At 71.0% G+C, this 26,805-nt stretch carries 22 protein-coding genes and 2 pseudogenes; 14 read left to right on the plus strand and 10 right to left on the minus strand.

Features of this window, described 5'->3' with window-relative positions; genetic code table 11:
• The first annotated feature begins 98 nt into the window (after window positions 1-98).
• Entirely contained in the window at window positions 99-254 is a 156-nt protein-coding gene (locus IF67_RS44200; RefSeq protein ID WP_150127167.1) for a DUF6131 family protein, read from the plus strand.
• 63 nt (window positions 255-317) lie between these two features.
• Here the strand turns inward: IF67_RS44200 and IF67_RS0111950 are convergent, their stop codons facing one another.
• Window positions 318-1,817 (minus strand): PepSY-associated TM helix domain-containing protein, encoded by a 1,500-nt coding sequence (locus IF67_RS0111950; protein ID WP_030984866.1) that lies wholly within the window; start codon window positions 1,815-1,817, stop codon window positions 318-320.
• Window positions 1,818-2,081: 264 nt separating this feature from the next.
• Between IF67_RS0111950 and IF67_RS0111955 the strand changes: the two are divergent.
• Together IF67_RS0111955 and IF67_RS39060 are read left to right on the plus strand one after the other, a co-directional pair.
• Window positions 2,082-2,525 (plus strand): annotated as a pseudogene (locus tag IF67_RS0111955) (hypothetical protein); the annotation flags it as partial.
• 233 nt (window positions 2,526-2,758) lie between these two features.
• Window positions 2,759-3,395: pseudogene (locus IF67_RS39060) on the plus strand (TetR/AcrR family transcriptional regulator).
• Window positions 3,396-3,509: 114 nt separating this feature from the next.
• Here the strand turns inward: IF67_RS39060 and IF67_RS0111965 are convergent.
• The gene (locus IF67_RS0111965) at window positions 3,510-4,007 is read right to left on the minus strand and encodes a peptidylprolyl isomerase (RefSeq protein ID WP_030984870.1); all 498 of its coding nucleotides are present in this window, start codon (window positions 4,005-4,007) and stop codon (window positions 3,510-3,512) included.
• 145 nt (window positions 4,008-4,152) lie between these two features.
• Window positions 4,153-5,421, minus strand: a complete 1,269-nt coding sequence (locus IF67_RS0111970; protein WP_030984872.1) for an aminotransferase class I/II-fold pyridoxal phosphate-dependent enzyme — start codon at window positions 5,419-5,421, stop codon at window positions 4,153-4,155.
• A 570-nt stretch (window positions 5,422-5,991) separates the two neighbouring features.
• Between IF67_RS0111970 and IF67_RS0111975 the strand changes: the two genes are divergently transcribed.
• The 5 genes from IF67_RS0111975 to IF67_RS0112000 all read left to right on the plus strand — a co-directional run bounded on the left by IF67_RS0111975 (window position 5,992) and on the right by IF67_RS0112000 (window position 13,318).
• A complete protein-coding gene (locus IF67_RS0111975; RefSeq protein ID WP_234341058.1) occupies window positions 5,992-7,230 on the plus strand; it encodes an MFS transporter in 1,239 nt (412 codons plus the stop codon).
• Complete coding sequence (locus IF67_RS46225) at window positions 7,227-9,074, plus strand: alpha/beta fold hydrolase (protein ID WP_420708638.1); 1,848 nt, start codon at window positions 7,227-7,229, stop codon at window positions 9,072-9,074. Before IF67_RS0111975 ends, IF67_RS46225 begins: the two co-directional genes overlap by 4 nt.
• Before the next feature lie 266 nt (window positions 9,075-9,340).
• On the plus strand, window positions 9,341-11,272 hold the full coding sequence (locus IF67_RS0111990; protein ID WP_030984878.1) for a RiPP maturation radical SAM C-methyltransferase: 1,932 nt from the start codon (window positions 9,341-9,343) through the stop codon (window positions 11,270-11,272).
• A 28-nt stretch (window positions 11,273-11,300) separates the two neighbouring features.
• Window positions 11,301-11,975 (plus strand): DUF5825 family protein, encoded by a 675-nt coding sequence (locus IF67_RS0111995; protein WP_030984881.1) that lies wholly within the window; start codon window positions 11,301-11,303, stop codon window positions 11,973-11,975.
• Window positions 11,976-12,196: 221 nt separating this feature from the next.
• Window positions 12,197-13,318, plus strand: a complete 1,122-nt coding sequence (locus IF67_RS0112000; RefSeq protein ID WP_030984884.1) for an NADH:flavin oxidoreductase — start codon at window positions 12,197-12,199, stop codon at window positions 13,316-13,318.
• Between the two features lie 94 nt (window positions 13,319-13,412).
• Here IF67_RS0112000 and IF67_RS0112005 read toward each other — a convergent pair whose 3' ends face one another.
• Complete coding sequence (locus IF67_RS0112005) at window positions 13,413-13,973, minus strand: GNAT family N-acetyltransferase (protein ID WP_030984886.1); 561 nt, start codon at window positions 13,971-13,973, stop codon at window positions 13,413-13,415.
• A 252-nt stretch (window positions 13,974-14,225) separates the two neighbouring features.
• Between IF67_RS0112005 and IF67_RS43655 the strand changes: the two genes are divergently transcribed.
• The 3 genes from IF67_RS43655 to IF67_RS0112015 all read left to right on the plus strand — a co-directional run bounded on the left by IF67_RS43655 (window position 14,226) and on the right by IF67_RS0112015 (window position 16,396).
• Entirely contained in the window at window positions 14,226-14,390 is a 165-nt protein-coding gene (locus IF67_RS43655; protein WP_158713073.1) for a hypothetical protein, read from the plus strand.
• A gap of 9 nt (window positions 14,391-14,399) precedes the next feature.
• On the plus strand, window positions 14,400-14,780 hold the full coding sequence (locus tag IF67_RS0112010; protein WP_078889385.1) for an SRPBCC family protein: 381 nt from the start codon (window positions 14,400-14,402) through the stop codon (window positions 14,778-14,780).
• A gap of 275 nt (window positions 14,781-15,055) precedes the next feature.
• Window positions 15,056-16,396 (plus strand): diacylglycerol/lipid kinase family protein, encoded by a 1,341-nt coding sequence (locus tag IF67_RS0112015; protein WP_030984889.1) that lies wholly within the window; start codon window positions 15,056-15,058, stop codon window positions 16,394-16,396.
• Window positions 16,397-16,504: 108 nt separating this feature from the next.
• On the opposite strand, the gene IF67_RS0112020 is transcribed toward IF67_RS0112015, so the two are convergent.
• From IF67_RS0112020 to IF67_RS0112035, 4 genes are all read right to left on the minus strand, one after another.
• Window positions 16,505-18,733, minus strand: a complete 2,229-nt coding sequence (locus IF67_RS0112020; RefSeq protein ID WP_030984891.1) for a xanthine dehydrogenase family protein molybdopterin-binding subunit — start codon at window positions 18,731-18,733, stop codon at window positions 16,505-16,507.
• A 9-nt stretch (window positions 18,734-18,742) separates the two neighbouring features.
• On the minus strand, window positions 18,743-19,726 hold the full coding sequence (locus tag IF67_RS0112025) for an FAD binding domain-containing protein (protein WP_030984893.1): 984 nt from the start codon (window positions 19,724-19,726) through the stop codon (window positions 18,743-18,745).
• Window positions 19,723-20,292 carry a 2Fe-2S iron-sulfur cluster-binding protein gene (locus tag IF67_RS0112030; RefSeq protein WP_078889387.1) on the minus strand — a complete coding sequence of 190 codons (570 nt, stop codon included), beginning with the start codon at window positions 20,290-20,292 and terminating at the stop codon, window positions 19,723-19,725. Before IF67_RS0112030 ends, IF67_RS0112025 begins: the two co-directional genes overlap by 4 nt.
• Before the next feature lie 440 nt (window positions 20,293-20,732).
• Window positions 20,733-21,725 carry an alpha/beta hydrolase family protein gene (locus IF67_RS0112035; protein ID WP_030984897.1) on the minus strand — a complete coding sequence of 331 codons (993 nt, stop codon included), beginning with the start codon at window positions 21,723-21,725 and terminating at the stop codon, window positions 20,733-20,735.
• A gap of 321 nt (window positions 21,726-22,046) precedes the next feature.
• Here IF67_RS0112035 and IF67_RS0112040 point away from each other — a divergent pair, with 321 nt between their 5' ends.
• Window positions 22,047-22,568 (plus strand): RipA family octameric membrane protein, encoded by a 522-nt coding sequence (locus IF67_RS0112040; protein ID WP_199812714.1) that lies wholly within the window; start codon window positions 22,047-22,049, stop codon window positions 22,566-22,568.
• A complete protein-coding gene (locus IF67_RS0112045) occupies window positions 22,565-22,867 on the plus strand; it encodes a DUF7701 domain-containing protein (protein WP_030984901.1) in 303 nt (100 codons plus the stop codon). Before IF67_RS0112040 ends, IF67_RS0112045 begins: the two co-directional genes overlap by 4 nt.
• Window positions 22,868-22,917: 50 nt before the next feature.
• On the opposite strand, the gene IF67_RS0112050 is transcribed toward IF67_RS0112045, so the two are convergent.
• Both IF67_RS0112050 and IF67_RS0112055 read right to left on the minus strand, forming a co-directional pair.
• On the minus strand, window positions 22,918-23,604 hold the full coding sequence (locus IF67_RS0112050; protein ID WP_107050207.1) for a DUF4328 domain-containing protein: 687 nt from the start codon (window positions 23,602-23,604) through the stop codon (window positions 22,918-22,920).
• A 141-nt stretch (window positions 23,605-23,745) separates the two neighbouring features.
• Window positions 23,746-25,263, minus strand: a complete 1,518-nt coding sequence (locus IF67_RS0112055) for a hypothetical protein (RefSeq protein ID WP_030984904.1) — start codon at window positions 25,261-25,263, stop codon at window positions 23,746-23,748.
• An 893-nt stretch (window positions 25,264-26,156) separates the two neighbouring features.
• On the opposite strand from IF67_RS0112055, the gene IF67_RS0112060 reads away from it, so the two are divergent.
• Window positions 26,157-26,750, plus strand: coding sequence for a carbonic anhydrase (locus IF67_RS0112060; RefSeq protein WP_030984906.1), 594 nt, complete (start codon window positions 26,157-26,159; stop codon window positions 26,748-26,750).
• The last annotated feature ends 55 nt before the right edge of the window (window positions 26,751-26,805 follow it).

Below are 26,805 nucleotides of genomic sequence, written 5' to 3' on the forward strand. Positions count from 1 at the left end.
ACCGCGCCATCGGCGGTTTTCCGGGGCCTCCCAGAACTTGCCGAGCCGGAAACCGAGGCCCAAAGTTAAAGGAAACTCACACGGGATCGGAGCGCATCGTGGTCGTTCTCGGAATTATTCTGCTCATTGTCGGATTCCTGACCGGAATCTCCATCCTCTGGACCATCGGAATCATTCTGGCCGTGATCGGCGCGATTCTGTGGATCCTCGGCTCGCTGGGGCACGCGGTCGGCGGGCGGAAGCACTACTGGTAGCGCCACGGATCTGCCGCGGGCGGATGCCGCCGGCTCTCCGGCGGCATCCGCCCGCCGAAGCCGTCAGTCAACCGGGGCAGGGACGCGTCGGCGTCCGATCACACCGAGCAGGATGTCCACGACCAGGAACGCGGCGAGCGAGATACCGAGCAGCGGCACCGCCCAGCCCACCACCGCGACGACGAGCCCGAGCGGGATCAGTACGGGCAGCGGAGTCTGCCGCCACGCGCCACGCGGAAGGGGACGTCCGAAGGACAGGGCGTGGGCGCGGGTGGGGCGGCGCTGCCACCACATCCGGTACCCCAGGACGATCAGGAAGATCAGCGCGAGGGCGAGCGCGGCCAGGGCGATCTGGTTGACGATGCCGAAAAGGGTGCCGGTGTGCAGGTCGATGCCGTAGCGGGTGAGCTTGGCGAGGACGGGGTAGTCCGCGAAGCGCGAGACGTCCGTGACCTTTCCCGTGCCCGGGTCCACGGCGACGGCGTCCTGCTTCTCCGGCCAGCTGCGCTGTACCTGCTTGACGACATAGGCGCTGCCGCTGTCCGTCGGCAGACCGATCTCCACGGGGTTGGACAGCCCCTCGGCACGAGCCGCCTCGAGCACCTTGTCGATGCCCACGTCCGCGGACGCCGCGCCGCCCGGCGCACCGTCCCTCTTCCCGTCCATCCCCGGCATGTCGGGCATCCCCGCCATCCCGCCGGAGCCGCCATGGTGGGCATGGTCCTCGGCCACGGCCGTCGAGACGGTCGGCGTCGCCTGCCCCAGTGACTGGCGGATTTCATCGATGTTCCCCCCGGCGTACGTGGACCACGTCAGCCCCGTGGCGGAGAGGAAGAAGAGGCCGACCGCCGCCCACACCCCCACCGCGCCGTGCCATGACAGCGTCCTGCGCCGTCCGGTGGCGGCGCGATCCGGCAGGGCGAGAGTCCGCAGTTTGCGGTTCGTGCGCTTACGCCCGATCCACAGCGCGAGTCCGCCGCCGGCGACCACCCACAGCCAGCTGGCGGCCAGTTCGCTGTAGAGGCGGCCGCTCTCGCCCAGGTGGAGATTGCGATGGAGATCGTCGAGCCAGGTGCGCATCGGCAGTGCACCCGTGGCGCCGTACGTCTCCAGCGCGCCCCGGACGCTGCCGGTGTGCGGGTCGACGAAGACGGCGAGCTGGTGCTCGGCGGTCACTCCCGGCACGTCGGAGAGCAGGACGCGTGTGGTGTCCCCCGGCTGTGGTGCCGGGCGGACGGCGGCGACCTTGCCCTCCGGATGCGCTTTACGGGCGGCGGCGACCTGCCGGGACACCGGCAGCGTGTGCTCACCGGCCGGGACGCTCAATTCGTGCGCATAGATCACCTTCTCCGCCTGGAACGAGCCGGCGTAGAGCAGTCCGGTGACCGCGGTGACAAGGAGGAATGGCGCGACGAGTACACCGGCATAGAAGTGCAGGCGCAATACCAGCGGGCGAAGGACGGACCACCCGGTCCGCTGTACGGCCGCCCCTTGCGTGTCGGAGCCGACGGCGTCCGGGGCATCGCCGGCCTTGCTCGATGCGAGACGTTGTTCAGTGGGCACGCGGATGCTCCCAGCTCGAAGGTGATGTGGCCCAGTCCTCTGCCGTATGCATCAGGGAGTCGGGCAACTGGAAGTGTGAGTTCCGGCCAGCCGGTGTGAGGTGGGTCACGCGCCGGGCGGCCGGGGTGCCGCCCGCACCCGGGCGCGCACCGCGCCACTCGCTGTTCGGCCTGACAGAGGTGTCCACGGCGCCAGTGCAGCGACGGCTCGCCCGAAAGGCAATGGGCGACACGGTAGTTGCGCGAAACATGCGAAACCGGCCCGTCCGCCCGGATCATCTGGCTGGACGCGTTCACCGCCAATGTGGACCGCACGGTGCACAGCGCGAATCTCCTGACCTGGCCGGCCTCCGGCCATCAGGAGCCCCGCCTGTGGCTCATCGACCACGGCGCCTCGCTCGTCTTCCATCACCGGTGGGACACCGCGGCGGACGCCGTCGAAAAGGCCTACGACTTCCGGTACCACGCGCTCGGTTCCCGTCACCCCGACATGGCGGCGGCGGATGCCGAACTCGCGCACCGTGTGACGCCCGAATTGCTGCGGGCGGTCGTCGCCGCCGTCCCGGACGAATGGCTCGCCGACGAGCCGCGGTTCGCGACGCCGGACGAGCTTCGCGAGGCCTACGTCGCCCACCTCGCCTCCCGCGCGAGAGCCTCCGCCCGGTGGCTGCCCACGGGTTTCCCCGGCAGTGAGCGGCTCGCCGGCTGATAACCGTGCGAGGCCACCGGGCGGGAGCGCGGCCGAAGGGGATTCAGGTCTGCCCGCGGTCAGGTCCGCCCGCCCGCGCCGTCGACGCGAATAGCCGGCGGGAGAGACGCGAATAACCGACGGGAGAAAGGCGCCGTGGAAGCGCGGAGAAGCACAACGCAAATGCAAGGCAAGCGCCCTGCATGACAAAGAGGCAATGCAGGGTGAATGTGCATGGCGATGAGACTTGCGCCATGACGGAAGGGCTGCGGGAACGCAAAAAGCGGCAGACACGGCAACGCATCTCCGAGGTGGCCCTCGGCCTGTTCGTGGAGCGGGGTTTTGACCACGTCACCATCGCCGAAGTCGCCGCGGCGGCGGAGGTCTCGGTCAACACTCTCTACAACTATTACGAGGCGAAAGAAGACCTCGTGCTGCCGCCGGACCAAGCCTCTCCGCAGCGGCTCGCCGACATCGTCCGCGCCCGGCAGCCCGGCGAGTCCGCCGCGCGGGCCGTACTCGACCGCCTACGGGACGAACTGCGGCGCCGCGACCAGCGTGGGCCTGACCGAAGGCTTCGGCCGTGTCTTCGACATGATGCGGGCCGCCCCCACTCTCACCGCCCGGCTGGAGGACCTCGGCCGGCAGATGACCGACGCGCTCGCCACCGTCCTGGCGGAGGAGACCGGGGCGGCGCCGGACGACCAGCTGCCGCGCCTGGTGGCCGGTCAGATCGGCTGGTTCCACTCGCTGGTCTACGCCGAGATCGGCCGGCGCATCGTCGCGGGCGAGAAACCGGACGCGATCGCCGAAGCGGTGCTGCAACTCCTCGGCCTCGTCGAGGAGTTGCTGAGCGAACAGGCGCTCGGCTACGCCGTGCGCGAGAGGTGACGCCCGTGGCCGGAGCCGGCCCGACGGGCTCCCCACCGCGCCGCGCCGGGCCGTCGACCGGCGCCGGCCCCGGAGGGCCGGCCGGGACTGCCCGGCGCGGCGGATGTGCGGTGATTACTGCGTGACCACGCCGGACTTGGCGATGGTGATCTTGGCGCGGGTGGTGCCGCCGTGGGAGCCCAGGGACTCGATCTTCCGGACGACGTCCATGCCCTCGACGACCTCGCCGAAGACGACGTGCTTGTTGTCGAGCCAGTCCGTGACGATGGTGGTGATGAAGAACTGCGAGCCGTTGGTGTTCCGGCCGGCGTTGGCCATGGACAGCTGGCCGGGCTTGGTGTGCTTGAGCTGGAAGTTCTCGTCCGCGAACTTCTCGCCGTAGATGCTCTTGCCGCCGGTGCCGTTGCCTGCGGTGAAGTCGCCTCCCTGGAGCATGAAGTCGGGGATGACGCGGTGGAAGCCGGATCCCTCGTAGCCGAAGCCGTGCTGACCGGTGGCGAGCTCACGGAAGTTCCGCGCGGTCTTGGGGACCACGTCGTCGAACAGGGTGAAAACGATCCGCCCAGCCGGATCGCCGTCGATGGTGATGTCGAAAAACACGTCGTTACTCATGACGGCATCCTTGCATCCCCGCTGGCCGGGGCGAGGCGCGGCCCCCGGCGCGTGAACCGGCGAAGAAGCCCTCGGCCGGGTCACGCACGCCCCCCGCCCGGACCCGTTGCGCCCACGGGTTCGGGCAGGGCCGGGCGTGGGGCCCCTAGCGAGCCCGCTGCTCGTACCCCGCGAGCCGGACGCAGACGGCGAGCCCTTCGATGGCCTGCTCCAGCTCCGCGAGGCCCGGGTAGCTGGGCGCGATCCGGATGACCGCGTCGCGCGGGTCGTCGCCGTAGGGGTGCGTGGCGCCGGCCGGGGTCAGTACGATTCCGGCCTCGGCGGCACGGCGTACGACCTCCTTGGCACAGCCGTCCGGCACCTCGAGGGTCACGAAGTAACCGCCCTTGGGCGAGGTCCAGGTCGCGAGCCCGGTTCCGCCGAGCTCGGCGTCCAGGATCCGCGCCACGCTCTCGAACTTGGGCTGGAGCACGGCGCGCTGGCGCTCCATGTGGGCCCGCACCCCGTCGGCGTCCCGCAGGAACAGGACGTGCCGCAGCTGGTTGACCTTGTCGGGGCCGATCGACCGCTTGGCGTTGTTGCCGAGCAGCCACTGCACGTTCGCGGGCGACGAACCGAAGAAGGCGACCCCCGCGCCCGCCGCGGTGATCTTCGAGGTGGAGCCGAACACGAAGGCCCGGTCCGGGTTCCCGGCCTCGGTACAGGCGGCGAGCAGACCGGCTATCTCGACGGGCTCGTCGGTGAGGTGGTGGGCGGCGTAGGCGTTGTCCCAGAAGATCCGGAAGTCGGCGGCGGCGGTGCTCATCGAGGCGAGCCGGGCCACGGTCGCGTCGCTGTAGCAGACGCCGTCCGGGTTGCTGTACTTCGGTACGCACCAGATGCCCTTGATCGCCGGGTCCTCGGCGACCAGCCGCTCCACGGCCTCCATGTCCGGGCCCTCGGCGGTCATCGGCACCTGGATCATGTCGATACCGAACCGCTCGCAGAGCGCGAAATGCCGGTCATAGCCGGGTATCGGGCACAGGAACGCGATCCGCTCCTGGTCCACCCAGCGTGACTCGGCGCCCGGCAGCACGCTCAGCAGGGCGTGCACCAGGCAGTCGTGCATCAGCTCGAGGCTGGAGTTCCCGGCCGCGAGCAGCTGGCCGGCCGGCACCTGGAGCACCTCGGCGAAGATCTCCCGCAGCTCGGGCAGCCCCTGGAGTCCGCCGTAGTTGCGCACGTCCGTGCCGTCGGCGGAGGTGTGCCGCTCGCCGGGCAGGCTCAGCAGGTCCGCGGAGAGGTCGAGCTGCTCCGGTGCCGGCTTGCCGCGGGTGAGGTCGAGAGAGAGTCCGCGGCCCACGAGGTCCTGGTAGTCCTGGCGGGCGCGCTCAAGGAGGCCGGTCAGGGCGTCGGGGCTCAGCTCGGTGGTCATGGTGGTTCCTCTCGCAGGTGCCGCTTCGATCGGTGGCGCCTGCCGAGAATACAAACCGGTGCGGGGGACCGGTCCGGGAGCCGTGCGCGGTGCGGGCGGCGGGCGGAAAGCCCGGGGAATCCCGGGTGAGGCGCCGCCGAGGGCGTCCGGCCCGGCTGTCCGAGGAGCCCGGAGCAGGCGGGGTGAGGGCGGCCGAAGGTGTTCCCTGTCCGACATCTTGTGGCCTGTGTCACTGGCTGGTTAAGCTCCAGCACGCTTTAGGCACATTTCCTCCGCAAGTTGACCTATTGGTGCGGCAATCTTCACGATCTGCCCACGAAAACCGAGGTGGCTTCGCATGGAACGGCGCTCAGCGACCCCGCGCGGAGGCGACTTACCGCACGGCTTACCGCACGGCATGCCGCCCGGCTTACCGTCGGCGTTATCCCGGACTGTGCCGGCGAACCGGCCGGTGAATGACCGGGCCGGGGCGGCATTGGACGGCACCCGTCACGGTGCCGTGCACGGCGCCGCGAGACCGGCCCCGGGCCGTCCCTGATGACGCGGCCCGCTACGGCGGCAGCGTCCGCCGTGTCCCTGCCCCACGCCCGTCGCGATGTCCGGCTGTTCTGGGGGGCGGGTACCTGCGACGCACTCGGCAGCCAGGCGTCCGGGTTCGTTCTGCCGCTGTTGTTGCTGAGCCTGGGCCGTTCCCCCGCCGAGGTCGGCGCCCTCGCCGGGCTCTCCGCGGCCGCCACCCTGGTCCTCGGTCCGCTCGCCGCCGTCCCCGCCGACCGCGGGGCACGCAAGCAGGTGATGGTGGGTGCCGCGCTGGTGTCCGCAGTGGCGATGACCGGTGTCACCGTGGCCGTCGCGGCGGGCCCGGTCCCGGTGGCCGTGCTCCTCGCCGCCGTACTTGTCGAGCGGTGCGCGACCGCCTGCTACGAGGCGGCGTCGCGGGGCACCGTGGCGCTGGTGTGTCCCCCCGAGGCGCACCGGCGTGTGCTGTCCCGGTTGGAGGCGGGGGAGCGGGGCGCCCTCGTCGTCGGCCCCGCGCTGGGCGGGCTGCTCTTCTCTGTCGGCGCCTGGCTGCCGTTCCTCGTCGACGCCCTGTCGTACGCCGCCGCGGCGGGCGGCATCCACGCCATGCGCTCCGATCTGTCCGCACGGCAGGAGCAGTCGCCCCCGGCCGCCACCCCGCACCGGGCCTGGCGGGCCCTGCTCTCCGAAGCGGGGGCGGGGCCGGCCCTGATCCGCCGCGAACCCTTCCTGCGGCTGGCGCTCGTCTGGATCTCGGCCGTCAACGCGCTGCTCGTCGCGCTGTATTACACGACGGTCTTCGCCCTCCAGGACCACGGCCGGGGCGCGGCCCCGCTGGGCCTGGTCCTCGCGTCGGCCGGGGTGGCCGGCCTGGCCGGCGCGCTGGCGGCACCCCGACTGGTCCGTCGGCGCTCCGCGGCGCGGGTGCTGGTGCCGGTGTCCTGGCTCCTGGTGCCGCCCGCCGCGGCCCTGGCGACGGCCCGCGACGCCTGGCAGTTCGCGCTGCTCTTCGGACTCCTCTGTTTCCTGACGCCGCCGGCCACCGTTGCGCTACAGGCCCGGATCCTCCAGATCACCCCACCCGGGCTCCAGGCCCGCACCGGCACCGTGCTGGCCACCACCTCCGGTGCAGCCGCGGCCCTGGCCCCGGCCCTCGCCGGGCTGTCCGTCGAGCGGACCGGTGTCGCCGCCACCCTGACGGGCTGCGCCGTGCTGCTGGCCGCACTGGCGCTGTACGCGACCTGTGCGGCGCCGGCCGTCCCCCGCGGCACCGGGGAGGAGCCCGTATGAGCGCGACCGCGGCACATACCGCCACACCGTCGTCCGGCACCGGCTTCCGGGTCTACCGATCGGCGCTCCCCGAGGTCTGCCCACGCGACCCCGCGCGCATGGCCCTGGCCGCGGACGCCGACGGCCGCTGCGAAATCTTCACCTGGAACGCCACCACCGGCACCGCACGCCAGGTCACCGACAGCCCGGACGGCACGCTGCACTGCGCCCTCGACGCGGACGCCCGGGTGTGGTGGTTCGCCGAGGACCGGAGCGGCCGCGGGCTCTGGTACTTCCAGGACTTCGAGGGCGGGCCGCGGCTCCGTGGTCTGACCGGCCTGCGGCCGGGACTCCCGTACGGTCTCGCGGTCAGTGACGCCGGCACCGTGGCCATCGGGCTCGGGGACGGCCATGGGATGACCGTCCACCTCGGCACACCGGGCGGCCCGGCCCGGCCGGTGCGGACCGTCGACGGCCACGCGCTGCTGACCGGCATCTCGCCGTCCGGCGGGCTGCTGGCGCTGTCGGGGGCGGCGGGCTCCGACCGTGCGGTCACCCTGGTGACCTGCTCCGGGGCGGTCCTCGACCAGCTTTCCGGGCAGGGCGGAAGGCTGTGGGCGCTCGGCTTTGCACCGACCCCGTCAGCCACCGAACTGCTGCTGGTGCAGGAGCACAACGACCGCTACCGCCTGGCCAGTTGGCGGCCCGGCGCCGGACTGCGGCCGCAGGACTGGTGCCGCTTCGACACCGAGATCACCGCCCGCTGGTACCTCGGGGGACGGCGCGTCCTCATCCGCCAGGACCGCCACGGCCGCTCCACCCTCACCGCGGCCGACCTCGACCGACGCACCCTGACCCCGGTGCCCTGCCCGCCCGGCACGCTGCTCGACGCCGCCCCGCACCCGGGCGATGACGTGCACTGCCTGTGGACCGACACGGCCACCCCGCCACAGATGCGCTCCACCGCCGGCACCCGGCTCCCGTCGCTCCCCGCCCTGCCCGCCCCGGTACCCGGCCGGCACCGCGACCTGTGGACCCCCGGCCCGGACGGGCCCGTGCACACCCTGCTCAGCGCACCGGACCACGCCCCCGGCCGGCCGGCCCCGCTGGTGTTCCTGGTGCACGGCGGCCCCGCCGACCACGACCGCGACGCCTACGACCCGCAGGTGCACTCCCTGGTCGCCTCCGGGTTCGCGGTCGCACGGGTCAACTACCGCGGCTCCACCGGATACGGCCCCCGCTGGCGCGCCGCATACGGCGAGGGCGTCGGGATCACCCAGGTCGCCGATCTCGTCGCGGTCCGGGCCGACCTGCTCCGTCGCGGACTGGCCCGCGAGGACGCGATCGGCCTGTGGGGCACCTCCTGGGGCGGCTACCTGGTGCTGCTCGCCCTCGGCACCCGGCCGGACCTCTGGCAGGCGGGCGTCGCCGTCAAACCGGTCGCCGACTGCGCCGCGGCGCACCGCACGGGCACCCCCGCACTGCGTGCCCTGGACGAGCGGCTGTTCGGCGGCACCCCCGACGCCGTGCCCGCACGCTACGCGCGGAGTTCGCCGCTCCACTACGCGGCCGACGTCCGCGCCCCCCTGCTGGTGATCGCCGCCACCCGCGACGCCAAATGCCCGCCCGGCCAGGTCCGGAGCTACCTCGCTTCCCTGCGGCAGGCCGGCGTCGCGCACGAGTCCTTGTGGCTGGACACCGGCCACGACGGGTACACCGGCGCCCACCACGTGACCGCCCTCCGGCGCGCCATGGGCTTCCTCGACCGCCACCTGCGCCGCGACCCGCGGCCCACCGAACCCCCTGTCCCCCAGCGGACGGGGTCTCCGGGAGCACCGGCCCGTCCGGCGCCCCCCGGAATGTGAGAACCGTTCCCGAAAACCGACAGAACAGGAGAGCAGCCATGCAGAAGGACATCATCCACAACGACCCGCTCGCGGGTGACGAGGAGAACCGCAAGCCCGGCATCGGCATCACGGTGACCGTCCCGTTCCGCAACGCGGAGGACACCGAGGAGGACTGATCCTCGCCGGCCGGCCCGGTGCGCCACCCGGGCCGGCCGGACCGCCGTGTGTCACCGGCCGGACCCCGGCCGCCGCCCACCCCGACCCGCCGCCTACGAGGAGCCGACATGCGCGTTCTGCTGGTCAACATGCCCTGGTCCCCGATCGACCTCCCGTCCCTCGCCCTCGGCATCCTCCGGCGGAGCGTCGACGAACGCACCTCCGGCCACGCCGATGTCCTGCACGCCAACCTGGAGTTCACCGACTGGATCACCCGGCGAACCGAGTTCACCGCGGACGACTACCAGTTCTATGCGCTCTCCTCGTACTTCATGGGATGCGGCGACTGGGTGTTCTCCTCCGCTCTCTACGACGACCCCGAGTGGCGGGTACCGGAGTTCAACACCTCGATGCGCGGCAAGCTGCGCGACGCACGGCTGCGGATGTCGCACGAACTGCACCGCGTGGTACCGGAATTCGTCCAGGAGACCGCCGAGCGGATCGTCGCGGCCGGCCCCGACGTCGTCGGCTTCACCTCCACCTTCCAGCAGAACACCGCCGCGCTCGCCGCCGCCAAGTACGTCAAACGCCTCGCCCCGCACATCAGGACCGTCATGGGCGGCGCCAACTGCGACGCCGAGCAGGGCGCGGCCGGCCACCGCAACTTCCCCTTCCTCGACTTCGTGGTCCGCGGCGAGGGCGAAGCCGCCTTCCCCCAGCTGCTCACCGCCCTCGACGAGGGCGGCGACCTGTCCGCTGTTCCCGGACTGTGCCACCGGGGCCCCGACGGCACCAGCACCGCCAACCCGATGAGCACCAGCCCGCTGCCCCCCGCCACCATCCTGCCGCCCGACTACAGCGGCTACTTCGAGCGGCTGGCGTCCTCCGTCGCCCGCAACTGGGTGGAACCCAAGCTCGTCGTTGAGGGGGCCCGCGGCTGCTGGTGGGGAGAGAAGCACCACTGCACTTTCTGCGGACTCAACGGCTCCTTCATGCAGTTCCGCAGCAAGAGCCCCGACATCTTCTACGAAGAGATCGTGGACCTGGCACGCCGTCACCGTGTGCTGGACATGTACGTCGTCGACAACATCCTCGACATGGGCTACCTCAACACCGTCCTGCCCCGCATCGTCGACAGCGGCTACGACCTGCGGATGCACATCGAGATCAAGGCGAATATGCGCCGTCCCCAGCTGCGCACCCTGGCCGAAGCCGGAATGATCTACGTCCAGCCGGGCATCGAGAGCCTCAACAGCCGGGTCCTCGACCTGATGGACAAGGGCGTGAGCGGCTGTCAGAACGTCCGTATGCTCCGCGACGGCGCCGAGACCGGACTCTCCGTCTCCTGGAACTACCTCCACGGCTTCCCCGGCGAGACCGCCGCCGACTACGAGCCCGTCATCGCCCAGTTACCGGCACTGGAGCACCTCGATCCGCCGGTCGACCTGTCCGCCCGCATCGCCATCGAACGCTTCAGCCCGTACTTCAACCGGCCCGAACTCGGCTTCACCGGTCTGCGTCCCGAGGAGCACTACCGCTTCACCTATGACCTGCCCGAGTCCGAACTGCACGACCTGGCCTACGTCTTCGAGGCCCCCGAACGCGGCATCGGCGAACCCACCGTCACCTCCCTCAACGACGCGCTCGGCGCCTGGCGGAAACACCACACGGACAGCAGGCTCACCCACACCGACCTCGGCGACCGCATCGTGCTCGTCAGCCGCAGACGCGCCTTCGACTGGCGGGCCATGGAACTCACCGAGCCCACGGAGACCGCGGCCTTCCGGCTCCTCGACCAGCCGCACGCCCCCGCCGCACTGACCCGCAAACTCGCCGCGCGCCTGCCCGGTCACCCGGTCGACGAGACCGCCGTGCACGCCCTTCTCCAGCACTGGGTGACGCTCGGGCTGGTCTTCACCGACGGCGGCCAGTACGTCCACCTGGCCCCGGCGGCCGTCAACGAGGACCTGCTGCGGCTCGACTACATGCGCCACAGCCACGCCGCGCCCGCCCCGCAGGAGCAGCCGGACGCACCGGCCCGCGCCGTCGCCCACGCCTGAGCGCCGCCCGGCCCCCGAGGAGACCGTCATGACCTGCACCACCACCCCCGCCCCCCGGGCACTGACACTCGCCGCATGGCGGGACTACGACGAGGACGCCTGCACACTGCCGGGTATGAGTCTGGGCGAACTCGACCTGGCCGGACCGCCGGAGGAGCACGCCGCCCGGCTGTGGGAATGCGGGGTACGCCGTGCCCGGCTCGCCGAGGAAATCGACCTGACCTCGGTCGACGACCCCGACGCCGCCGCCCACGCGGTCCGGCGGCTGTGTCTGGTCCGCGATCTGACGGCCCGCGCCGTGCTGGTCCAGTGGCAGCTGCGCCTGCCCGCGGAGCCCGATGACGGGTGGCGCGACCTCAGTCATCTCCAGCCGCCCCGGACCCTCACCGGCCCCGCCGACCCGGCGGCCGCGCTCACCCAGTGGCGCAACGAGCACTACCTCTGCAAGTGCCTGTGGCGCCAAGGCCCCGGCTTCGTCCAGATCCGCGACCGACGGTGGGGCAACCTGCGCCGCTTCACCGCGGACGAGCCCGAATACCGCGAGGCCATCGGCCGGCTGGCCTACGGCGCCCCGCTGTCGGCCGTACCCGGGCCCATCGCCGCCGACTTCCTGGAGGAACGGCTGGCCGCCCGCACCGGACCGTTGCTGTGGTGGCTGCCGTACCGGGTCAACCGGTGGATCCAGGAGGCGATGGCCGTTTGAGGGCCGCGGGAACTCCGTGGGGGCACCGCCTCGGCCCGGCCTCACGGGCCGGGGCGGGCCGTCTGCCGCGTCCTCGCGTGCTCCGCGCAGCCGGGCGACGACTGTGGCGCAGACGACAACGGGAAGCGGATGACGGAGTCGCTGTCGCGTGTTGCGAACAGCGGAGCGTTCACCTGCCGGCGGCGTTCCGCAACCGCCCTCTCGTTCTAGGAGACCCGCACGTGAAGACCAGCGACACCGCCGCCCGCGCGGCTCAGGTGCTCTCCCGCCCCGTCACCCTGGGCGGCCTCACCGTGCCGAACCGGATAGCCATGGCCCCGATGACCCGCGAGTTCTCACCGGGCGGCGTCCCGGGCGCGGATGTCGCGGACTACTACGCGCGCCGGGCCGCGGGCGGGGTCGGCCTGATCATCACCGAGGGCACCTATGTCGATCACGCGGCCGCCGGGACCAGCGGCGCCGTGCCCCGTTTCCACGGAGAGGACGCGCTCGCCGGCTGGGAGCACGTGGTGCGGGCGGTGCACGCGGCGGGCGGGACGATCATGCCGCAGCTGTGGCACGTCGGCATGGCCCGCGAGGCGGGCGCGCCGCCCTTCCCCGATGCCCCGCCCTCCGGCCCGTCCGGGATCGCCCTCAATGGCACCCCGACCGGCCACGCCATGACACAGCGGGACCTCGACGACGTCATCGCGGCATTCGCCGAAGCGGCCCGAACGGCCGAGCGCCTCGGCTTCGACGGAGTCGAGCTGCACGGCGCCCACGGTTATCTCATCGACCAGTTCCTGTGGTCGGGCACCAACCGGCGCACCGACGCCTACGGCGGCAGCCGCGCCGCCCGTACCCGCTTCGCCGCCGAGATCGTGGCGGCCGTCCGGGAAGTCGTCGCACCGAACTTCCCGGTCCTCTTCCGTATGTCCCAGTGGAAGATGAACAACTACCAGGCACGTCTCGCCGACACCCCGGAAGAACTCAACGAGATCGTGGCGCCGCTCAGCGACGCGGGCGTCAGCGCCTTCCACTGCTCCACGCGCCGCTACTGGCTCCCGGAGTACGAGGGCTCCGACCTCAACCTCGCCGGGTGGGTCAAGAAGCTCTCGGGCAGGCCGACCGTCACCGTCGGCTCCGTCGGTCTCGACAACGAGTTCATCGGGACGTTCAAGGGCGAGCAGTCCGGCGTCACCGGCGTCGAGCGCCTGTTGGACCGCATGGAGCGTGACGAGTTCGACCTCGTCGCCGTCGGACGGGCCCTGCTCGGTGACCCGGAATGGGCCACCAAGGTCTTCGAAGGCCGCACCGACGAACTCCTTCCGTTCGACGCCTCGATGCTGCGCACCTTGAGCTGACGCGTCGCGGCCGGTCGGCCCTGGACCGGTCGGCCGAGGACTGCCCGGCGTTGTCCCCCGAGCACTCCCTCCACTGTCCGGGCCGCCCCGGGCGTCAGCCGGGCAGCGGGATCTCGAAGTGCACGGTTCCGAAGCCCGCTCCGTGTTCGCCGGTGGTCCTGGCGTCGAAGACCTCCTTGGCGATGCTGTTCCAGAAGCCCTGCGCGCCGGGGATGTTGACGTTGGTGTGGAGGTAGACGCAGTCGTATCCCTCCGTGGCGGCGGCGAACTCGCACGCCCTCTGCACCATGGCGCGGGCCAGGCCACGGCGCCTGTGCTCGGGCCGGACATAGATGCGTACGAGCTGCGCCGCGGAGGCGTAGCGCTCGGCCAGCCATCGCGGATGCGGTGGATGCGCCGGCCCGCGGGAGAGCAGTCCGGCGGTGGCGACGACCTCGTCGTGCGACAGGGCGACGATCAGCTGATGCCGTGGGTTGTCCAGGTAGGTGCCTCGGATATCGATGACGTCGGGGTGCCATGCGGGCACATATCCGTAGTCGAACTCGCGGTAGAAGGTGTCCAGCATGACGCTGCGCGCGCCGTCGCAGTCCTGGGGGCGGGCCGGGCGGATCGTGTAGGTGTCGATCCCGTGCGGTTGTTGTTGCCGAGGGTGCATACCAGTCCATGGGTGAGTGGGGGCTCCGGGGCCCCAGGCTACCCGACTATTGGAAATCATTTTCAACTGGGCTTTCGGTGCACCCGGTGGCCCTCCGGTGGGGCCGCCGTCATCATGTCGTCGTCGGTCCCCGGAGGCGGCCAGGCTGAGGACTCCGTTGACGCTGTGGCAGACGCCCCTCAACGGCCGGTGGGTCAGGGTGGGTGCACGACACCCACGTTCCTCGTCGTGCGCGGGGACAGCGTGCAGCACATGAGCAGGTACGACCTGGGCGAATTCTTGCGCGCCCGCCGTGATCTGGTCTCGCCGGACGTGGCGGGACTCGTGTCGCACACCGTGCGTCGCGTCAAGGGACTGGTGGATGCCGCCGGTGTGGTGGCCCGCCGACCTTCGCGCCCCTGCTCGAGCCGCATGTAGTGACGACGCCTGGGATGCCTTCATCGCCCCTGGTCGACCGGCGCCCCGAGCGGCAGCGTACGTACCCTGACACTCCTCAAAGGAGAGGAGGTGTCGGAAAGCCTCGCCGCGCTCGACGACCACACACGGTCGCTGACCTATGACATCGTCAAATCCCCTTATCCCGTGCAGGGTTACCGCTCCACCCTGCGCGTGATACCGCTGACCAGCACCGGCGAATCCGTCGTCGAATGGACCCTGACCTTCGACTGCGCTCCCGCCCTCACTGAAGAACTGACCGGAACTTTCCAGGACGGCGTGTTCGCCACTGGTCTGCGCGGTCTGGCCGACTGCTTCCTCTCACGCGGCGGAGGCGCCCTCGTGTCCGTCGCCGGGGACGGCGCCTCCTGACAGGACGCCGGGCGCACGGGGTGGTCTTCACGAGGGATACCGCGAAGACCAACCGGAGCCGGATCGACCGGCAGGTCCTCCTGCGCCCGTCACCCTCGGAGACGGCCGACGCGCCCGGCCCGGCCCCCGCTGAAGACGGCCCTGGGCGACACGGGTGTACCAGCCGGGAGACGGATCGGCCCAGGGCATGTCGCCCTTGCCTGGCGGCGGGGGAGGAGGGCGTCGAGGATGGAGTGGAGGGGGAGGGCGGCGGGAACGGCGGGAGGTCTTCACGCGTGGACAGGCGTTGGGCCGCACGTCTGGCACTGGCGGCGGGAACGGCGGCGCTGCTGGTCCTGCTGGTGTTCGCCGGGCTCCGGGGACTCGTGCTGGTGGCTGTGGGGCTGGCGGGGCTGGCCGTCACGGCGGCCGGTCTGTGGTGGGTGCTCGCGCACATAGGTGTGGTCAGGGTGCTCGGCCTCCTGCTGGCGGTATGCGCACCGGTCGCCGTCCTGCTGCTCTACGCACTCGCCGGGCTGCTGTGGGTGGTGCTCGTCTCGCTCGCCCTGTGGACGCTTGCCGTCGTCACGGGCAGAACAGCACTGGCGCAGGACACCGGCCCGGCGCCCCCGTATGAACGCCCGGTCGCTCCTCCGAAACGCCCCTTCCTCATCATGAACCCGCGCTCGGGCGGCGGGAAGGTCGAGAAGTTCCGCTTGGCGGACAAGGCCAGGGCTCTCGGCGCCGAAGTCGTCGTGCTGGATCCCGCCCGGCCGCAGGACGTGGCCGAGCTGGCGAGGCGGGCCGTCGACGACGGCGCCGACCTGCTCGGCGTCGCGGGCGGCGACGGTACGCAGGCCCTGGTCGCGGGCGTGGCGGCGGCGCACGGCGTGCCGTTCGTCGTCATCTGCGCCGGGACCCGCAATCACTTCGCCATGGACCTCGGCCTCGACCGTGCGGACCCCTCGGCGTGCCTTCAGGCGCTCACCGACGGCGTCGAGCTGCGCGTCGATCTGGGATTCATCGACGTGGGGGAGGCCATGCCGCAAGGCCGGGGGCGCGTCTTCGTCAACAACGCCTCCTTCGGCGCGTACGCGACCGTGGTGCAGAGCCCGGCCTATCGCGACGACAAGGCCCGCACCATCCTTCAACTGCTGCCCGACCTGCTGACCCACCACAGCGGCCCACGCCTGAAGGTGCACGCCGATGCCGTGACCGTCGACGAGCCCCAAGCCGTCCTGGTGAGCAACAACCCCTACCGGGTGGGAGATCCCGCGGGCCTGGGACTCCGGGAACGGCTGGACTCCGGTGTCCTGGGAGTACTCGGCGTCAAGGTCGACAACGCGGTCCAGGCGGCCTCGATGCTTCGTGGCAGACGGGGGCCCGGACTGACCTCGACCGCCGCCCGAGAGGTGATCGTCGATGCCGACGCACCCGTCATCCCGGCCGGCGTCGACGGCGAGGCCCTCACCGTCCCCGCCCCCGTACGCTGCTGGATCGCACCGGGCGCCCTGCGCGTACGCCTGCCCCGCCACCGTCCCGGCGTGCCGCGCAGCAAGCCCCCGATGAACTGGCGCAGGGTACGCAGGCTGGCCCTGACGGTGGGACGGGCCGCGGCGGGGCGTGACACCGGTTGAGCAGCGCCGGCCGCTCCCCCCGGTCAGGCTCTGAGCCGGTCCCGGTAGTGGGTGGGAGCGATGCGGGCGTCATTCCCGGCGGCGCGGTGGGGTCGTACCTTCCTGGCTTCACCCGTCCATGGGCGGCAGTCCGGGCAACACCTTCTCGATCGTGATGGGGAAGTCGCGTACGCGTATCCCGGTGGCGTTGAACACCGCGTTCGCGACCGCCGCGCCGGCCCCGCAGATGCCCAGTTCACCGACGCCCTTCGCGCCCAGGGGGTTGGCTTTGCCGTCGTACCCGTCGAGTACGACGGCGTCGATGTCGGGGATGTCGGCATGGACCGGAACCAGGTATTGCGCGAGATCCCGGTTGACGAAGGCGCCGGATCGCGGGTCGACAACGGCCTCTTCCTCGAGGGCCGCGCCGGCACCCCAGATCATGCCGCCGATCAGCTGCGAGCGCGCCGTCTTTGCATTGAGCACGCGACCGACCGAGAACACGCCCAGCATCCGCCGCAGACGGATCTCGGCGGTGTCCGCGTCGACCCCCACTTCGGCGAATTGGGCGCCGTAGGTGTGGATCGAGTACGCCGCGTAGTTCGGGTCATCGCCCATGAAGAGGGTCCGGCCCTCCGCCTCCATACCGTCGGGATGATGGCCTGCGACGATCTCGCTCAGTGTCTGGGACGCGTCACCGATGCGCACGCTGCCCTCGGCGAACACGGCGTCCGCCGGGTCCCGGCCGTGCAGCGGAGAGCGCGCGTCGCCGCGCGCCGTGACCAGCAGCTGCTCCCGCAGGTCCGCGCACGCCCGATACGCCGCGGTGCTCGAGTTGGCGGCGCCCCACGAGCCACCGGACCCCCAGCTGGCGGGAAGCTCGGAACGCCCGAGCTCGATCCGTACCCGCTCGGGCGGCAGTCCGAGCCCGTCGCCCGTGACCTGGGTCAGGACGGTGTAGGTGCCCGTGCCGATATCGGTCATGTCCGTCTGGACGACGGCGGTGCCGTCCGCCTCCAAGCGCACCCGCACCGTTGTCGGCCCTTGGAAATGCCCGCGGATGGCGGCCGACATGCCGCAGCCGACCAGCCACCGGCCCTCGCGCACACTCGCCGGGGTGGCGGGCCGGTGCTCCCAGCCGAACCGGCGCGCGCCTTCGCGCAGGCAGTCGACCAGGTGCCGGTCGCTGTACGGCACGTCCCGCTCGGGGTCCACGGTGGGCTCGTTGCGGATCCGCAGCTCGACCGGGTCCATCCCGAGCGCATCGGCCAGCTCGTCCATCGCCGACTCGACCGCCAGCAGGCCCGGTGCCTCGCCCGGCGCACGGACGTCCGATCCGCGCGGCAGGTCGAGCGGCGTGAGCCGGTGGCTGGTCAGCCGGTGGGGCGCGGCGTAGAGGCTGCGGGTCGTGGCGGCGGTCTGCTCGGCGAACTCCAGGTCGGGGTTGGTGTGCATGGTGACGTCATGGGCGATCGCCGCCAGCCGTCCGTCGCGCCCCGCCCCCAGCCGGACCCGCTGGCTCGATGTGGGGCGCACGCCGACGAGTTGGAAGACCTGCTGCCGGGTCAGTGCGACCTTGACCGGTTGGCGCAACGCGCGGGCGGCGAGCGCCGCCAGGATCGTCTCGGCGTGGATGCCCAGCTTGGAGCCGAATCCCCCGCCGACGAAGGGCGTGACGATGTGGATCCGCGCAGGATCGGTCCGGAGCGTGGCGGCGACCGAGGTCTGCGCCGCATCGACGATCTGGCAGCTGACGTAGACGACCAGATCCTCGCCACGCGGTTCCACCAGACAGGCGTGCGGCTCCATCGGCATCGAGAGTTCGTACGGCGTCGTGTAGAGCTGATCGACACTCACGGCAGCGTTACTGAATCCGGCATCAAAATCGCCCACCGCAGTGTCGGTGGGGAGCCCGGCATTGACCACTTTCGGGATGTACGTCTCATCGTCGTCCGCAGCGAAGGCGAAACGCCCCCGCCCGGTGGCGTATTCCACGTCGACGAGATCGGCCGCCGCTCGGGCCTGCTCGAAGGTCCCGGCGACGACGAGTGCCACCGGCTCGCCGTAATGGTGAACGTCCGGGCCGGTCAGCACCGGCTGAGCGCGCCAGTATTCGAACGAAACGGACTCATCGCGCGGGCCCTGCTCCGGTGCGTTGCGATGGGTCATCACCAGGTGTACGCCGCCTGCGCGTTCGGCGTCCTCGGTGTCGATCCGGGTGATACGGCCCTTGCCGATCGTCGCGCCGACGATGACACCGTAGAGCGGTTGGCCGGCTTCCCCGTACTCGTAGGCGTAGGTGGCCCGGCCGGCGACCTTCAACGGGCCGTCCACGCGGTTCAGAGCTTGCCCGATCATCTCGCCTCCTCAGCTCGACCGGGCCGCTTGTGCCAGCGTGCGGCACAGCGTGCGCTTGGCCAGCTCGATCTTGAAGTCGTTGTCGCCCTGCCCCACGGCGTCGCGTAGCGCAGCCTCGGCGGCGTCGCGATAGGTGGCCGAGGTGGCGGGACGGCCGGCCAATACGGCCTCCGCCTCGATGGACCGCCAGGGCTTGGGCGCCACACCGCCGAACGCCACCCGCGCCTCACTGATCGTTCCCTGGTCGGTCGCGACGACAGCCGCCACGGAGACCAGCGCGAACTCGTACGACGCCCGGTCGCGCACCTTGCGGTAGATCTGCCGGCCCGGTGGGGGAGGGGGCAGGATCACGCCGGTGATCATCTCGCCGGTCCTGAGCACGGTCTCGATGTCCGGTGTATCGCCCGGCAGTCGGTAGAAGTCCGTGATGGCGACGCGGCGTACCGATGCGTCGGCGTCGAGCAGCTCGATCTCCGCGTCCAGCGCGGTCATCGCGACGGCCATGTCCGAGGGGTGGGTGGCGATGCAGGAGTCGCCGGCGCCGAGGATCGCGTGTATCCGGTTGAACCCGCCGATCGCCGAGCAACCGGTGCCGGGATTCCGCTTGTTGCAGCCCGCGGCGGTGTCGTAGAAGTACGGACAGCGAGTGCGCTGCAACAGGTTTCCGCCGGTGGACGCCTTGTTGCGCAACTGGCCCGAGGCACCGGACACCAGCGCCTGCGACAGCACCGGATAGCGGGTGCGGACGCGGGCATCGGCGGCCACGTCGGAATTCGCCGCCTGGGCGCCGATGTGCAGTCCGCCGTCCGGCAGTTCCTCGATGTCCCGCAATGGAAGCCGGCTGATGTCGACGAGATGGCTGGGACGCTCGATGCCGAGCTTCATCAGGTCGAGCAGATTGGTGCCGCCGCTGATGAACTTCGCACCGCTTCTGGACACCGCGGCGACGGCGGCCTGTGGGTCCGTCGGCCGCTCGTAGGTGAAGGGCCTCATGCCGGGCCTCCCTCCGCGACGCCGCGAATGGCCGCGACGATGTTCGGATAGGCGGCACACCGGCAGATGTTGCCGCTCATCCGCTCGCGGATCTCCGCATCGGTCAACGCGATGCGCGACGAGGCCACGTCAGCGCCGGCGTGACTGGGCCAGCCGGCCTCCACCTCGGTGAGCATGCCGACGGCCGAACAGATCTGGCCGGGAGTGCAGTAGCCACATTGGAAGCCGTCACACTCGACGAAGGCGCGTTGCATGGGGTGCAGGTCATCGGGATCGCCCAGACCCTCGATCGTCACCACCTCGTCGCCCTCGTGCATGACGGCGAGCGTCAGACAGGAGTTGACGCGCCGGCCGTTGATCAGCACCGTGCAGGCGCCGCACTGACCGTGGTCACACCCCTTCTTGGTCCCGGTCAGGCGCAGATGCTCGCGCAGCGCGTCGAGCAGCGAGGTCCGTGGATCCACCTCCAGCCGCCGCACCTGATCGTTGACGCTCAACGTGACCGCCGACAGTGGGGCCATCTCGCCCTGGCTCCGCCCGGCGGCGCCCCTGTCGGAATCGCTCATCACAGCCCGCCCTCCTCGCTGGGTGCGGTGTCACGCTGGATATGCCTCACCACTGTCGGGCGCGTCCCCTGGCCCCCAGGGTCTCGCAAAAACATGACCGTCGCACCGTGAGGATTCCTTCGGCGCCCGTCGTCACCGCCCGGGAACCGGCCCGCGCCGCCGTCCCCGCTTCGCCGGTCCCGTTGCCGTCGATATGCCGCACCGCACCGCACCGCACCGCGCAGCGCTGCCGCACGCCGGACGGCCGAGGCCGAAAGACCCACCCACGCGGCTCGGTAACACCCGGAGTCCGCACCCCTCACCCGGTGTGCCCGGCCACCGGGTGTAGGGGCGGTGTGCCTGGTCACCGCCCTCACTCGGGGTACCTGGTCACCGACCGGGCGGAACCCCGATCCCGCTCCCAGCGGACTCGTGGACGACCTGCTCGTGAGGGTGGCCAGCTACGGAGCCGGTACCTCGTCGGCCACGTCGGCCTCCTTGGACTCGACCCGTCCGAGCGGGTCGGGGCCGGCCGTCAGCGCCTCACACGCTGCCCGCCAAGCCACATCCCCGGGGTAGAGCTCGGTACGGAGGTAGGCGCAGGTGAGCCGCTGGACCGCCGACACGCGCTCGGGATTCTCGTCCGTGGTCTCGGCGACGTCGTATCCGGAGACCCCGCCGAGGCCGTGCTCTGCGTCGAACAGGGTGAGCAGGGACTTGCGCCCCGGGGAGAGGACGTACGGATCGGTGTGCCACTCCGGGCCCCGAACCGTCAGATGGGCAGAGGCGTCCTTGTCGCCGGCGACCACGAGCGTGGGCGTCGTCATCGCGGAGAAGTCCGTGGTCAGGAAGAACGAAAGATTCTCGGCCACGGACTCGGTGAGAGCATCGCCGCCTCTGCCGGGCGCGGCGAGGAGTACACCCGCCTTGATCCGGGGCTCGGCCAGGTTCACTTCCGTTCCGTCGTGCGGATCCGTGAGCCGGGCGCCCAGCAGCAGGCTCGCGGTGTGCCCGCCCATCGAGTGCCCGGCCACGGCGACCTTGCTTCGGTCGAGGCGCCCGACGAGCTGCGGGACGGCGGCCTCGATCACGTCGAGCCCGTCGAGGATGTGCTTCATGTCCTCGGCCCGTGACCGCCAGTACAGCGGCGCCCCGGGGGTGGCCGGATCCAGGCTCAGCGTCCTCGAACTCAGATGGGTGGGCTGGATCACGACGAAGCCGTGCGCCGCCCAGAAGTTGGCGAGAGGGGCGTAGCCGTTCAGCGAGGAGAGGTGGTGGGAGTAGCCCTGACCGTGCGAGAGGAGGATGACCGGCAGGTCGCCCCCGGTCACGGGCGCGGAGACCCGCACTTCCAGGTCCACGGCCCGGCCGGGAGCCGGCAGCACCACCGGACTGACCGAGAGGACGGGAGCGGGCGAGCCGAAGGCGTCGGCCGGGTGGGTCGATTCACTCATGATGCGGATTTCCCTTCAAGGGCCTCTGCTGCCGGTCTCGTTCGGCCGGCGGCTGGTGAGGCGGTCAGGCGCGCGTCCGGCATCAGCCCAGCTGAAAACGGAACGCTGTTCCGGTTAACATACGGAGCAGTGTTCCGCTTTGTCAACGGGCGGTGTTCCGCCTTGCCGGCGGCCCGGCTCCTCGATGAAAGGGGGAGGGTGCAAGGGGGGCGGCCAGGATGTGAGTAGTCGTCAATTAATCTCCGTCAACGGCGAGTTGAGAGGGCCGTTTCCAAAAGCAGGCTGTGCCTGATCGGTCGGGACGTCATCATGGTGGGCGTGATGCCTGATCCGCGCAGTGCACCGCCACCCGTCTCGGACGGGTCCTCGGCCGGGGACGAGCCCGAGGCAGTCCGTGAGTCTTCGCCGACGGTCCTGGAGCTGTACAAGCTGGCCGTGGAAATGGCCGACCGGGTGTCCGCGCGGCGGGGCCAGGCGAACGTCTTCTTCCTCTCCATCCAGACGGCCTTCGTCAGCGTGATCGGCGTGGCCTTACCGAATCTGCGGCATGATCCGCTGTGGGGCGCGCCGGTCATCGCCCTGGCGGGGGTGGCGATCTCGATGACCTGGTGGCTGCAACTGCGTAGCTATCGGGACCTGAACCGGGCGAAGTTCGCGGTCATCAACGCGATCGAGGCACAGCTCCCGGTCCAGGTCTTCACCGATGAGTGGGAGCATCTGACGCGCACACCCGCGATCTCCAGAAGGGTGCGCTACGCCGAACTCGGTTTCAGTGAGCGGATGCTCCCCTGGATCTTCGTTCTCTTGCATGGCCTGCTGTGCTTGGGCAGGCTGCTCGCATGAGCTACCTACGTGACGACGCACGACTCATCAGATCCCACCTGCCCCCGCACGCCCGGCCGCCGCACGACGCGGAGGGGCTGTTCCTGCTGTACGCGGTGCTCATGCGGGCCAAGGGCGAGCACGTCACGGACGTGGATGTGCACGACGCTTGGGCGGCCTGGACGGAGATGCGCAACCCGGACCACGCGGCGCTCGTACCGTTCGAGGCCCTGGACGAGGCGACCCAGCGTCAGGATCTGCCGTATGCCGAGGCCATCCGGGCCGCGGCGGGCGAGCGCGGAGTGTCCGGGGCGCCGTGACGCGTACGGGACCGCCGCTTTCGCAGCCGTGCGCCGCGAGCTCCCTCCCTTCACACTGCGCTCTGAACAAGCCGCTGGGTCTGCCATGCGGTAATGCGCCTGATGATGAGAACGACCAGCACACCGGCGGCCGCGTCGAGCGCCGTGCTCAGGGTGGACAGGTTCGCGGCGCTCCGCAGCCCCTCCTCGGTGATCTCCTCCGAGAGGTAGAACTGTGCGAGGGACCGGCCGATGATCGTGCTGACCACGAGCAGCGCCCACCAGACCATGACCAGGCCGCCGGGGACCGGCCGCCGGGCCGCGCTGGCCTTCCAGATATCCGAGACGACCTGGTACGGAACCCACAGGTTGGCCACCGGGGTGAACCAGCCGCCGACCACCCAGCCCCGGGACCGACGCTGCGCCTCGGTACCGCCGAACAACTCGGCGTTGATCCGCGCCCGCCACAACCAGACCAGGAACACCACGCCGGCGGAGACCCACACCACGAGTGTCGCGATCGACGCCAGCCGGGAGAAGGAATCGGCCGCATCGAGGTCCGCGACCGTCGCCGCCCCGGCCTTGTAGTCGTGGACGACGTCGTAGATGCCCCAGTCGGACACCGAGACCAAGACCTCACCCACGAGCACCAGCAAGATCAGTGTCGCCGCGGCGACCGCCGTGCCGGTCACCGTCCTGTACCGCTCCGGACCGGCCGGGCTCGCACTCGTCGGCGCACCCTGCTGTGGACCGTCCATGATTCCCCCGAATCCCGTGCAACGGCTGAACACCCCTGTGGGGGCAGGACGTTACTCCGCGGCGCTCTGACATGTCCCCCGTTTCCAGCTTCTGGGGGCGTGCGGGGCTGTCACGCGGATGCCCCGTGAGGGAGGCCGGCGCTACCAGAGACCGAAGGGTTGCAGCGCCCGGAACACGAGCCACCACAGCAGGCCCACGGCCACGACCAGCGCGGCGCCCTTCCCCAACGCCGTCTGCATGGCGAAAGAAGCCCGCAACACCATCGTCCGCCTGTGAACCCCCACCGACGCCAGAGCCGCCTTCACGGCGCGGACCACCTGGTGCGCGGGCGTGCTCAGGGTCATCGACGCCAGACCGGCTTCTTTGCCGCGGGCCGCGAGGCGCGCGAGCGTGCCTCGCCGTTTCGTGGCGCCGGGCACGCGCCCCACGGGGTGCACCCGGGGCGTCCATTCGGGGTCGAAGGCGATGACCGCGGAGATCCAGGAGCCGCCCGCGGTCACCTCGTCCAGCCGGGACGGCGTGGGCAGGTGCTGGTCCAGCCGCTCGGCCACGCCCGGCAGCCCGCCGGGCGCCAGCAGGACCAGCTTTCGCGCGGGCTGGGTGGCGCGGGCCTGCCCGACCTCCCACCACAGCCCCTCGCCCAACCCCAGTCCCAGCACGATGAGTTGGGACAGTTCCATCAGCCGCAGAACCACCGGCTGCCAGTCATCCTGCGGCAGATAGAACCGCGCCGCCCCCAGGTGCGGCAGCGGCTCCCCGGGTCTGCCCACCGCGATCACGGGGCCGAAGGCGCTCAACGCCCCGGCGAGCTGCTCCTCCCGCGAATGGAGGTTGACGGGCGCCCCGTCGTCGACCCTGGCCGCGGTGTCATCGTCGGCGAAGCTGCGCAGGTAGAGCACGGGTTGACGGCCGTCGGCCAGTAAAGCCTGGGCCGCGCTGCGCGCCGAACGGGGGCGGCAGTGGCGCAGGATCGGGACACCGGCTCCCAGCGCGGCCAGGCCGCCGAGCAGCAGGAGCACCTGCGCCTCCAACGGCAGCTTGTAGCCCCGCTGTTGCGCCATGGTGACGGTGAAGGTGCCCATCGCGAACAGCCCGTATCCGGCCCAGCTGCCCACCAGGAACACCGGTCGCCGCCACCACGGCTGATGCGGGACGAACCGGCTGACCACGTCGGCGATCTCCGCGGCGCCTGACCGGCGACGTTGCCGCAGCCGGAGCGTCGGCACCAGGAGCACCCCGGCGGGCACCGCCCAGTACAGCGCGGCCGCTGTCGACGAGCTGACTTCCCGGTCGAGCCCCGTCCGGTCCTTTTCGATCTCCGCCGCCAGCCCGGCGACCTGCTCGCGGGCCAGGGAAACCCTGCCCTCCTCGGCGTAGCCGGCGGCGGAGGAGATCGTGGACCGGCTTCCCCCTGACGGCGCATGCTGCTTGAACCACGCCTCGCTCCGCAGGAGGTGAGCGCGTGCGGACAGTGCTCCGTCGGCGTCGTAGTGGTCGAGCGCGGCGACGAAGGCGGCGGCACGGGCCGGGGCGTCGGAGAAGCGGTCGCGGGCGCGCAGGTCCAGGAATGCGGTGACCGTCATGTGCAGCGCGATGTAGGTCGCGACGACCGTGATCGCCGTGATCAGCCGGGCCAACGCCCGTAAGCCGGAAGACACCTCAACCCACCTCAACCCACCTTGTGCACCTTGCCGGAGCGCTTGCCGGAGCACCGCCGTCAGGCGCAGATCGCGTCCAGTGGTATCACCTCGTCCCACAGGCCGTGGCCGGTTTACGGGCAGAGGCCGAAGCAAGCGACGCCACGGGTGTTCGCCGGCGTTCGGCCCCGTTTGCTGTTGCATCCGTCGGAGGCCCCCGGCGCCGGGCGGAGGGGTGTCACGCCCTTGCGCCCCTATCTCCTGCTCCGGCAGCCGGTCATCGGCAGCGGTCCGCGGCCCGGCTCCGCGGTCCGCCCCGACGTGCACCGCCGGGCACAAGTGAACAGTAGGGAAACAGGAGGCAACACCCTGGTGATGGGCGGCGGTTACGAAGAATCGGGGCGCTCGCGGGAGCGCTCTTTCGATCTCGCCCTCTAGGGCGTACGCCTGGGCACGTCGCGGTGTTCAGTGCGCCAATTACCTTTATATGAATGTGCTTGACCGTGACTTGACCTCCGGCCGTGAGGTAATCTCCAGGCAAAGAGGTGTTCGCGGTAGCCAAGTGGGCCGCTGACGCATTGACGCAGTGGCACGCATGTGGTCGGGCCAACGGCCACATTATTCGGGGGAGATGCGCTGATGGAGTGGCGACGGATCCCACCCGATGCCGGGCGCCGGTCGACACCGTCACTCCCGCACCACAGACGTTCCCGCTTCTACCGCGATGCGGTGGTGACGCGCTCCGCGCTGTAGGCGCGAGCGCCGTCCCCTCCCGGATCGCCTCTTCGCGTCAACGATGACGCGGGAAGCGCCGGCTGTCCGCCCTTCGGGCACGCCGGCACACGTCCCTTCCCCTGATGACCTGAACACACCGCGCCCCCGAGCACGCTTGTGGGCGCAGGAGAAAGGCCACCATGAAGTCCCTGGTTGACAACGCACGATCCTTCACGACGCACGTCACGGAGCGTGCAGAGGAGTTCCGCGCCCTTGAGGCCGGTCAGAGCCCAGAAGTTCTGTTCATCACCTGTTCCGACTCACGCGTGGTGCCGTCCCTGATCACCGGCGCACGGCCGGGTGAACTGTTCGAGCTGCGGACGGCGGGCAATATCGTGCCCGAGTTCAGCAGCGACCGGCCCAGCGGCGAGACGGCCACCATCGAGTACGCCGTGCGGGTGCTGGGCGTCCGCGACGTCATCGTGTGCGGACACTCCCACTGCGGCGCGGTCAACGCCCTGGTGAGCGGGGACGATCTCTCCGGCGTGCCCGCCGTACAGGGCTGGCTGGAGCACGCGGCGTCCCAGCCCGAGACGACCGCACCCCATTCCCCCGACCTCGCGGAGGCGGTCCAGCGTCACGCGGTCGCCCAGCTGGAGCGGCTGCACGCCCACCCCTGCATCGCGGAACGGGTCGAGGCGGGATCTTTGACGGTGCACGCCTGGTACTACGAGGTGCACACCGGTGCAGTGAAGGCGTACGAGCCGGGCGACAAGTCCTTCCGGCCGCTGTGACCTGCACCCGCCCGCCCCACGGGCCTCCGCGTACCCCTCCCTTTCCGCTTCCGCT

The sequence above is a fragment of the Streptomyces sp. NRRL S-1813 genome (genome assembly GCF_000719605.1).
Classification (GTDB): domain Bacteria; phylum Actinomycetota; class Actinomycetes; order Streptomycetales; family Streptomycetaceae; genus Streptomyces; species Streptomyces decoyicus.

What these genes read in the sequence shown, in the direction of transcription:
- IF67_RS43655 (WP_158713073.1), top strand. Translation starts at nt 14,226, where the DNA reads ATGAGCAGGTACGACCTGGGCGAATTCTTGCGCGCCCGCCGTGATCTG.
- IF67_RS0112050 (WP_107050207.1), bottom strand. Translation starts at nt 23,604, where the DNA reads ATGGACGGTCCACAGCAGGGTGCGCCGACGAGTGCGAGCCCGGCCGGT.
- IF67_RS0112060 (WP_030984906.1), top strand. Translation starts at nt 26,157, where the DNA reads ATGAAGTCCCTGGTTGACAACGCACGATCCTTCACGACGCACGTCACG.
- IF67_RS0112045 (WP_030984901.1), top strand. Translation starts at nt 22,565, where the DNA reads ATGAGCTACCTACGTGACGACGCACGACTCATCAGATCCCACCTGCCC.
- IF67_RS0112035 (WP_030984897.1), bottom strand. Translation starts at nt 21,725, where the DNA reads ATGAGTGAATCGACCCACCCGGCCGACGCCTTCGGCTCGCCCGCTCCC.
- IF67_RS0112040 (WP_199812714.1), top strand. Translation starts at nt 22,047, where the DNA reads ATGCCTGATCCGCGCAGTGCACCGCCACCCGTCTCGGACGGGTCCTCG.
- IF67_RS0111970 (WP_030984872.1), bottom strand. Translation starts at nt 5,421, where the DNA reads ATGACCACCGAGCTGAGCCCCGACGCCCTGACCGGCCTCCTTGAGCGC.
- IF67_RS0112005 (WP_030984886.1), bottom strand. Translation starts at nt 13,973, where the DNA reads ATGCACCCTCGGCAACAACAACCGCACGGGATCGACACCTACACGATC.
- IF67_RS0112030 (WP_078889387.1), bottom strand. Translation starts at nt 20,292, where the DNA reads ATGAGCGATTCCGACAGGGGCGCCGCCGGGCGGAGCCAGGGCGAGATG.
- IF67_RS0112025 (WP_030984893.1), bottom strand. Translation starts at nt 19,726, where the DNA reads ATGAGGCCCTTCACCTACGAGCGGCCGACGGACCCACAGGCCGCCGTC.
- IF67_RS46225 (WP_420708638.1), top strand. Translation starts at nt 7,227, where the DNA reads ATGAGCGCGACCGCGGCACATACCGCCACACCGTCGTCCGGCACCGGC.
- IF67_RS0111995 (WP_030984881.1), top strand. Translation starts at nt 11,301, where the DNA reads ATGACCTGCACCACCACCCCCGCCCCCCGGGCACTGACACTCGCCGCA.
- IF67_RS0112020 (WP_030984891.1), bottom strand. Translation starts at nt 18,733, where the DNA reads ATGATCGGGCAAGCTCTGAACCGCGTGGACGGCCCGTTGAAGGTCGCC.
- IF67_RS0111990 (WP_030984878.1), top strand. Translation starts at nt 9,341, where the DNA reads ATGCGCGTTCTGCTGGTCAACATGCCCTGGTCCCCGATCGACCTCCCG.
- IF67_RS0111965 (WP_030984870.1), bottom strand. Translation starts at nt 4,007, where the DNA reads ATGAGTAACGACGTGTTTTTCGACATCACCATCGACGGCGATCCGGCT.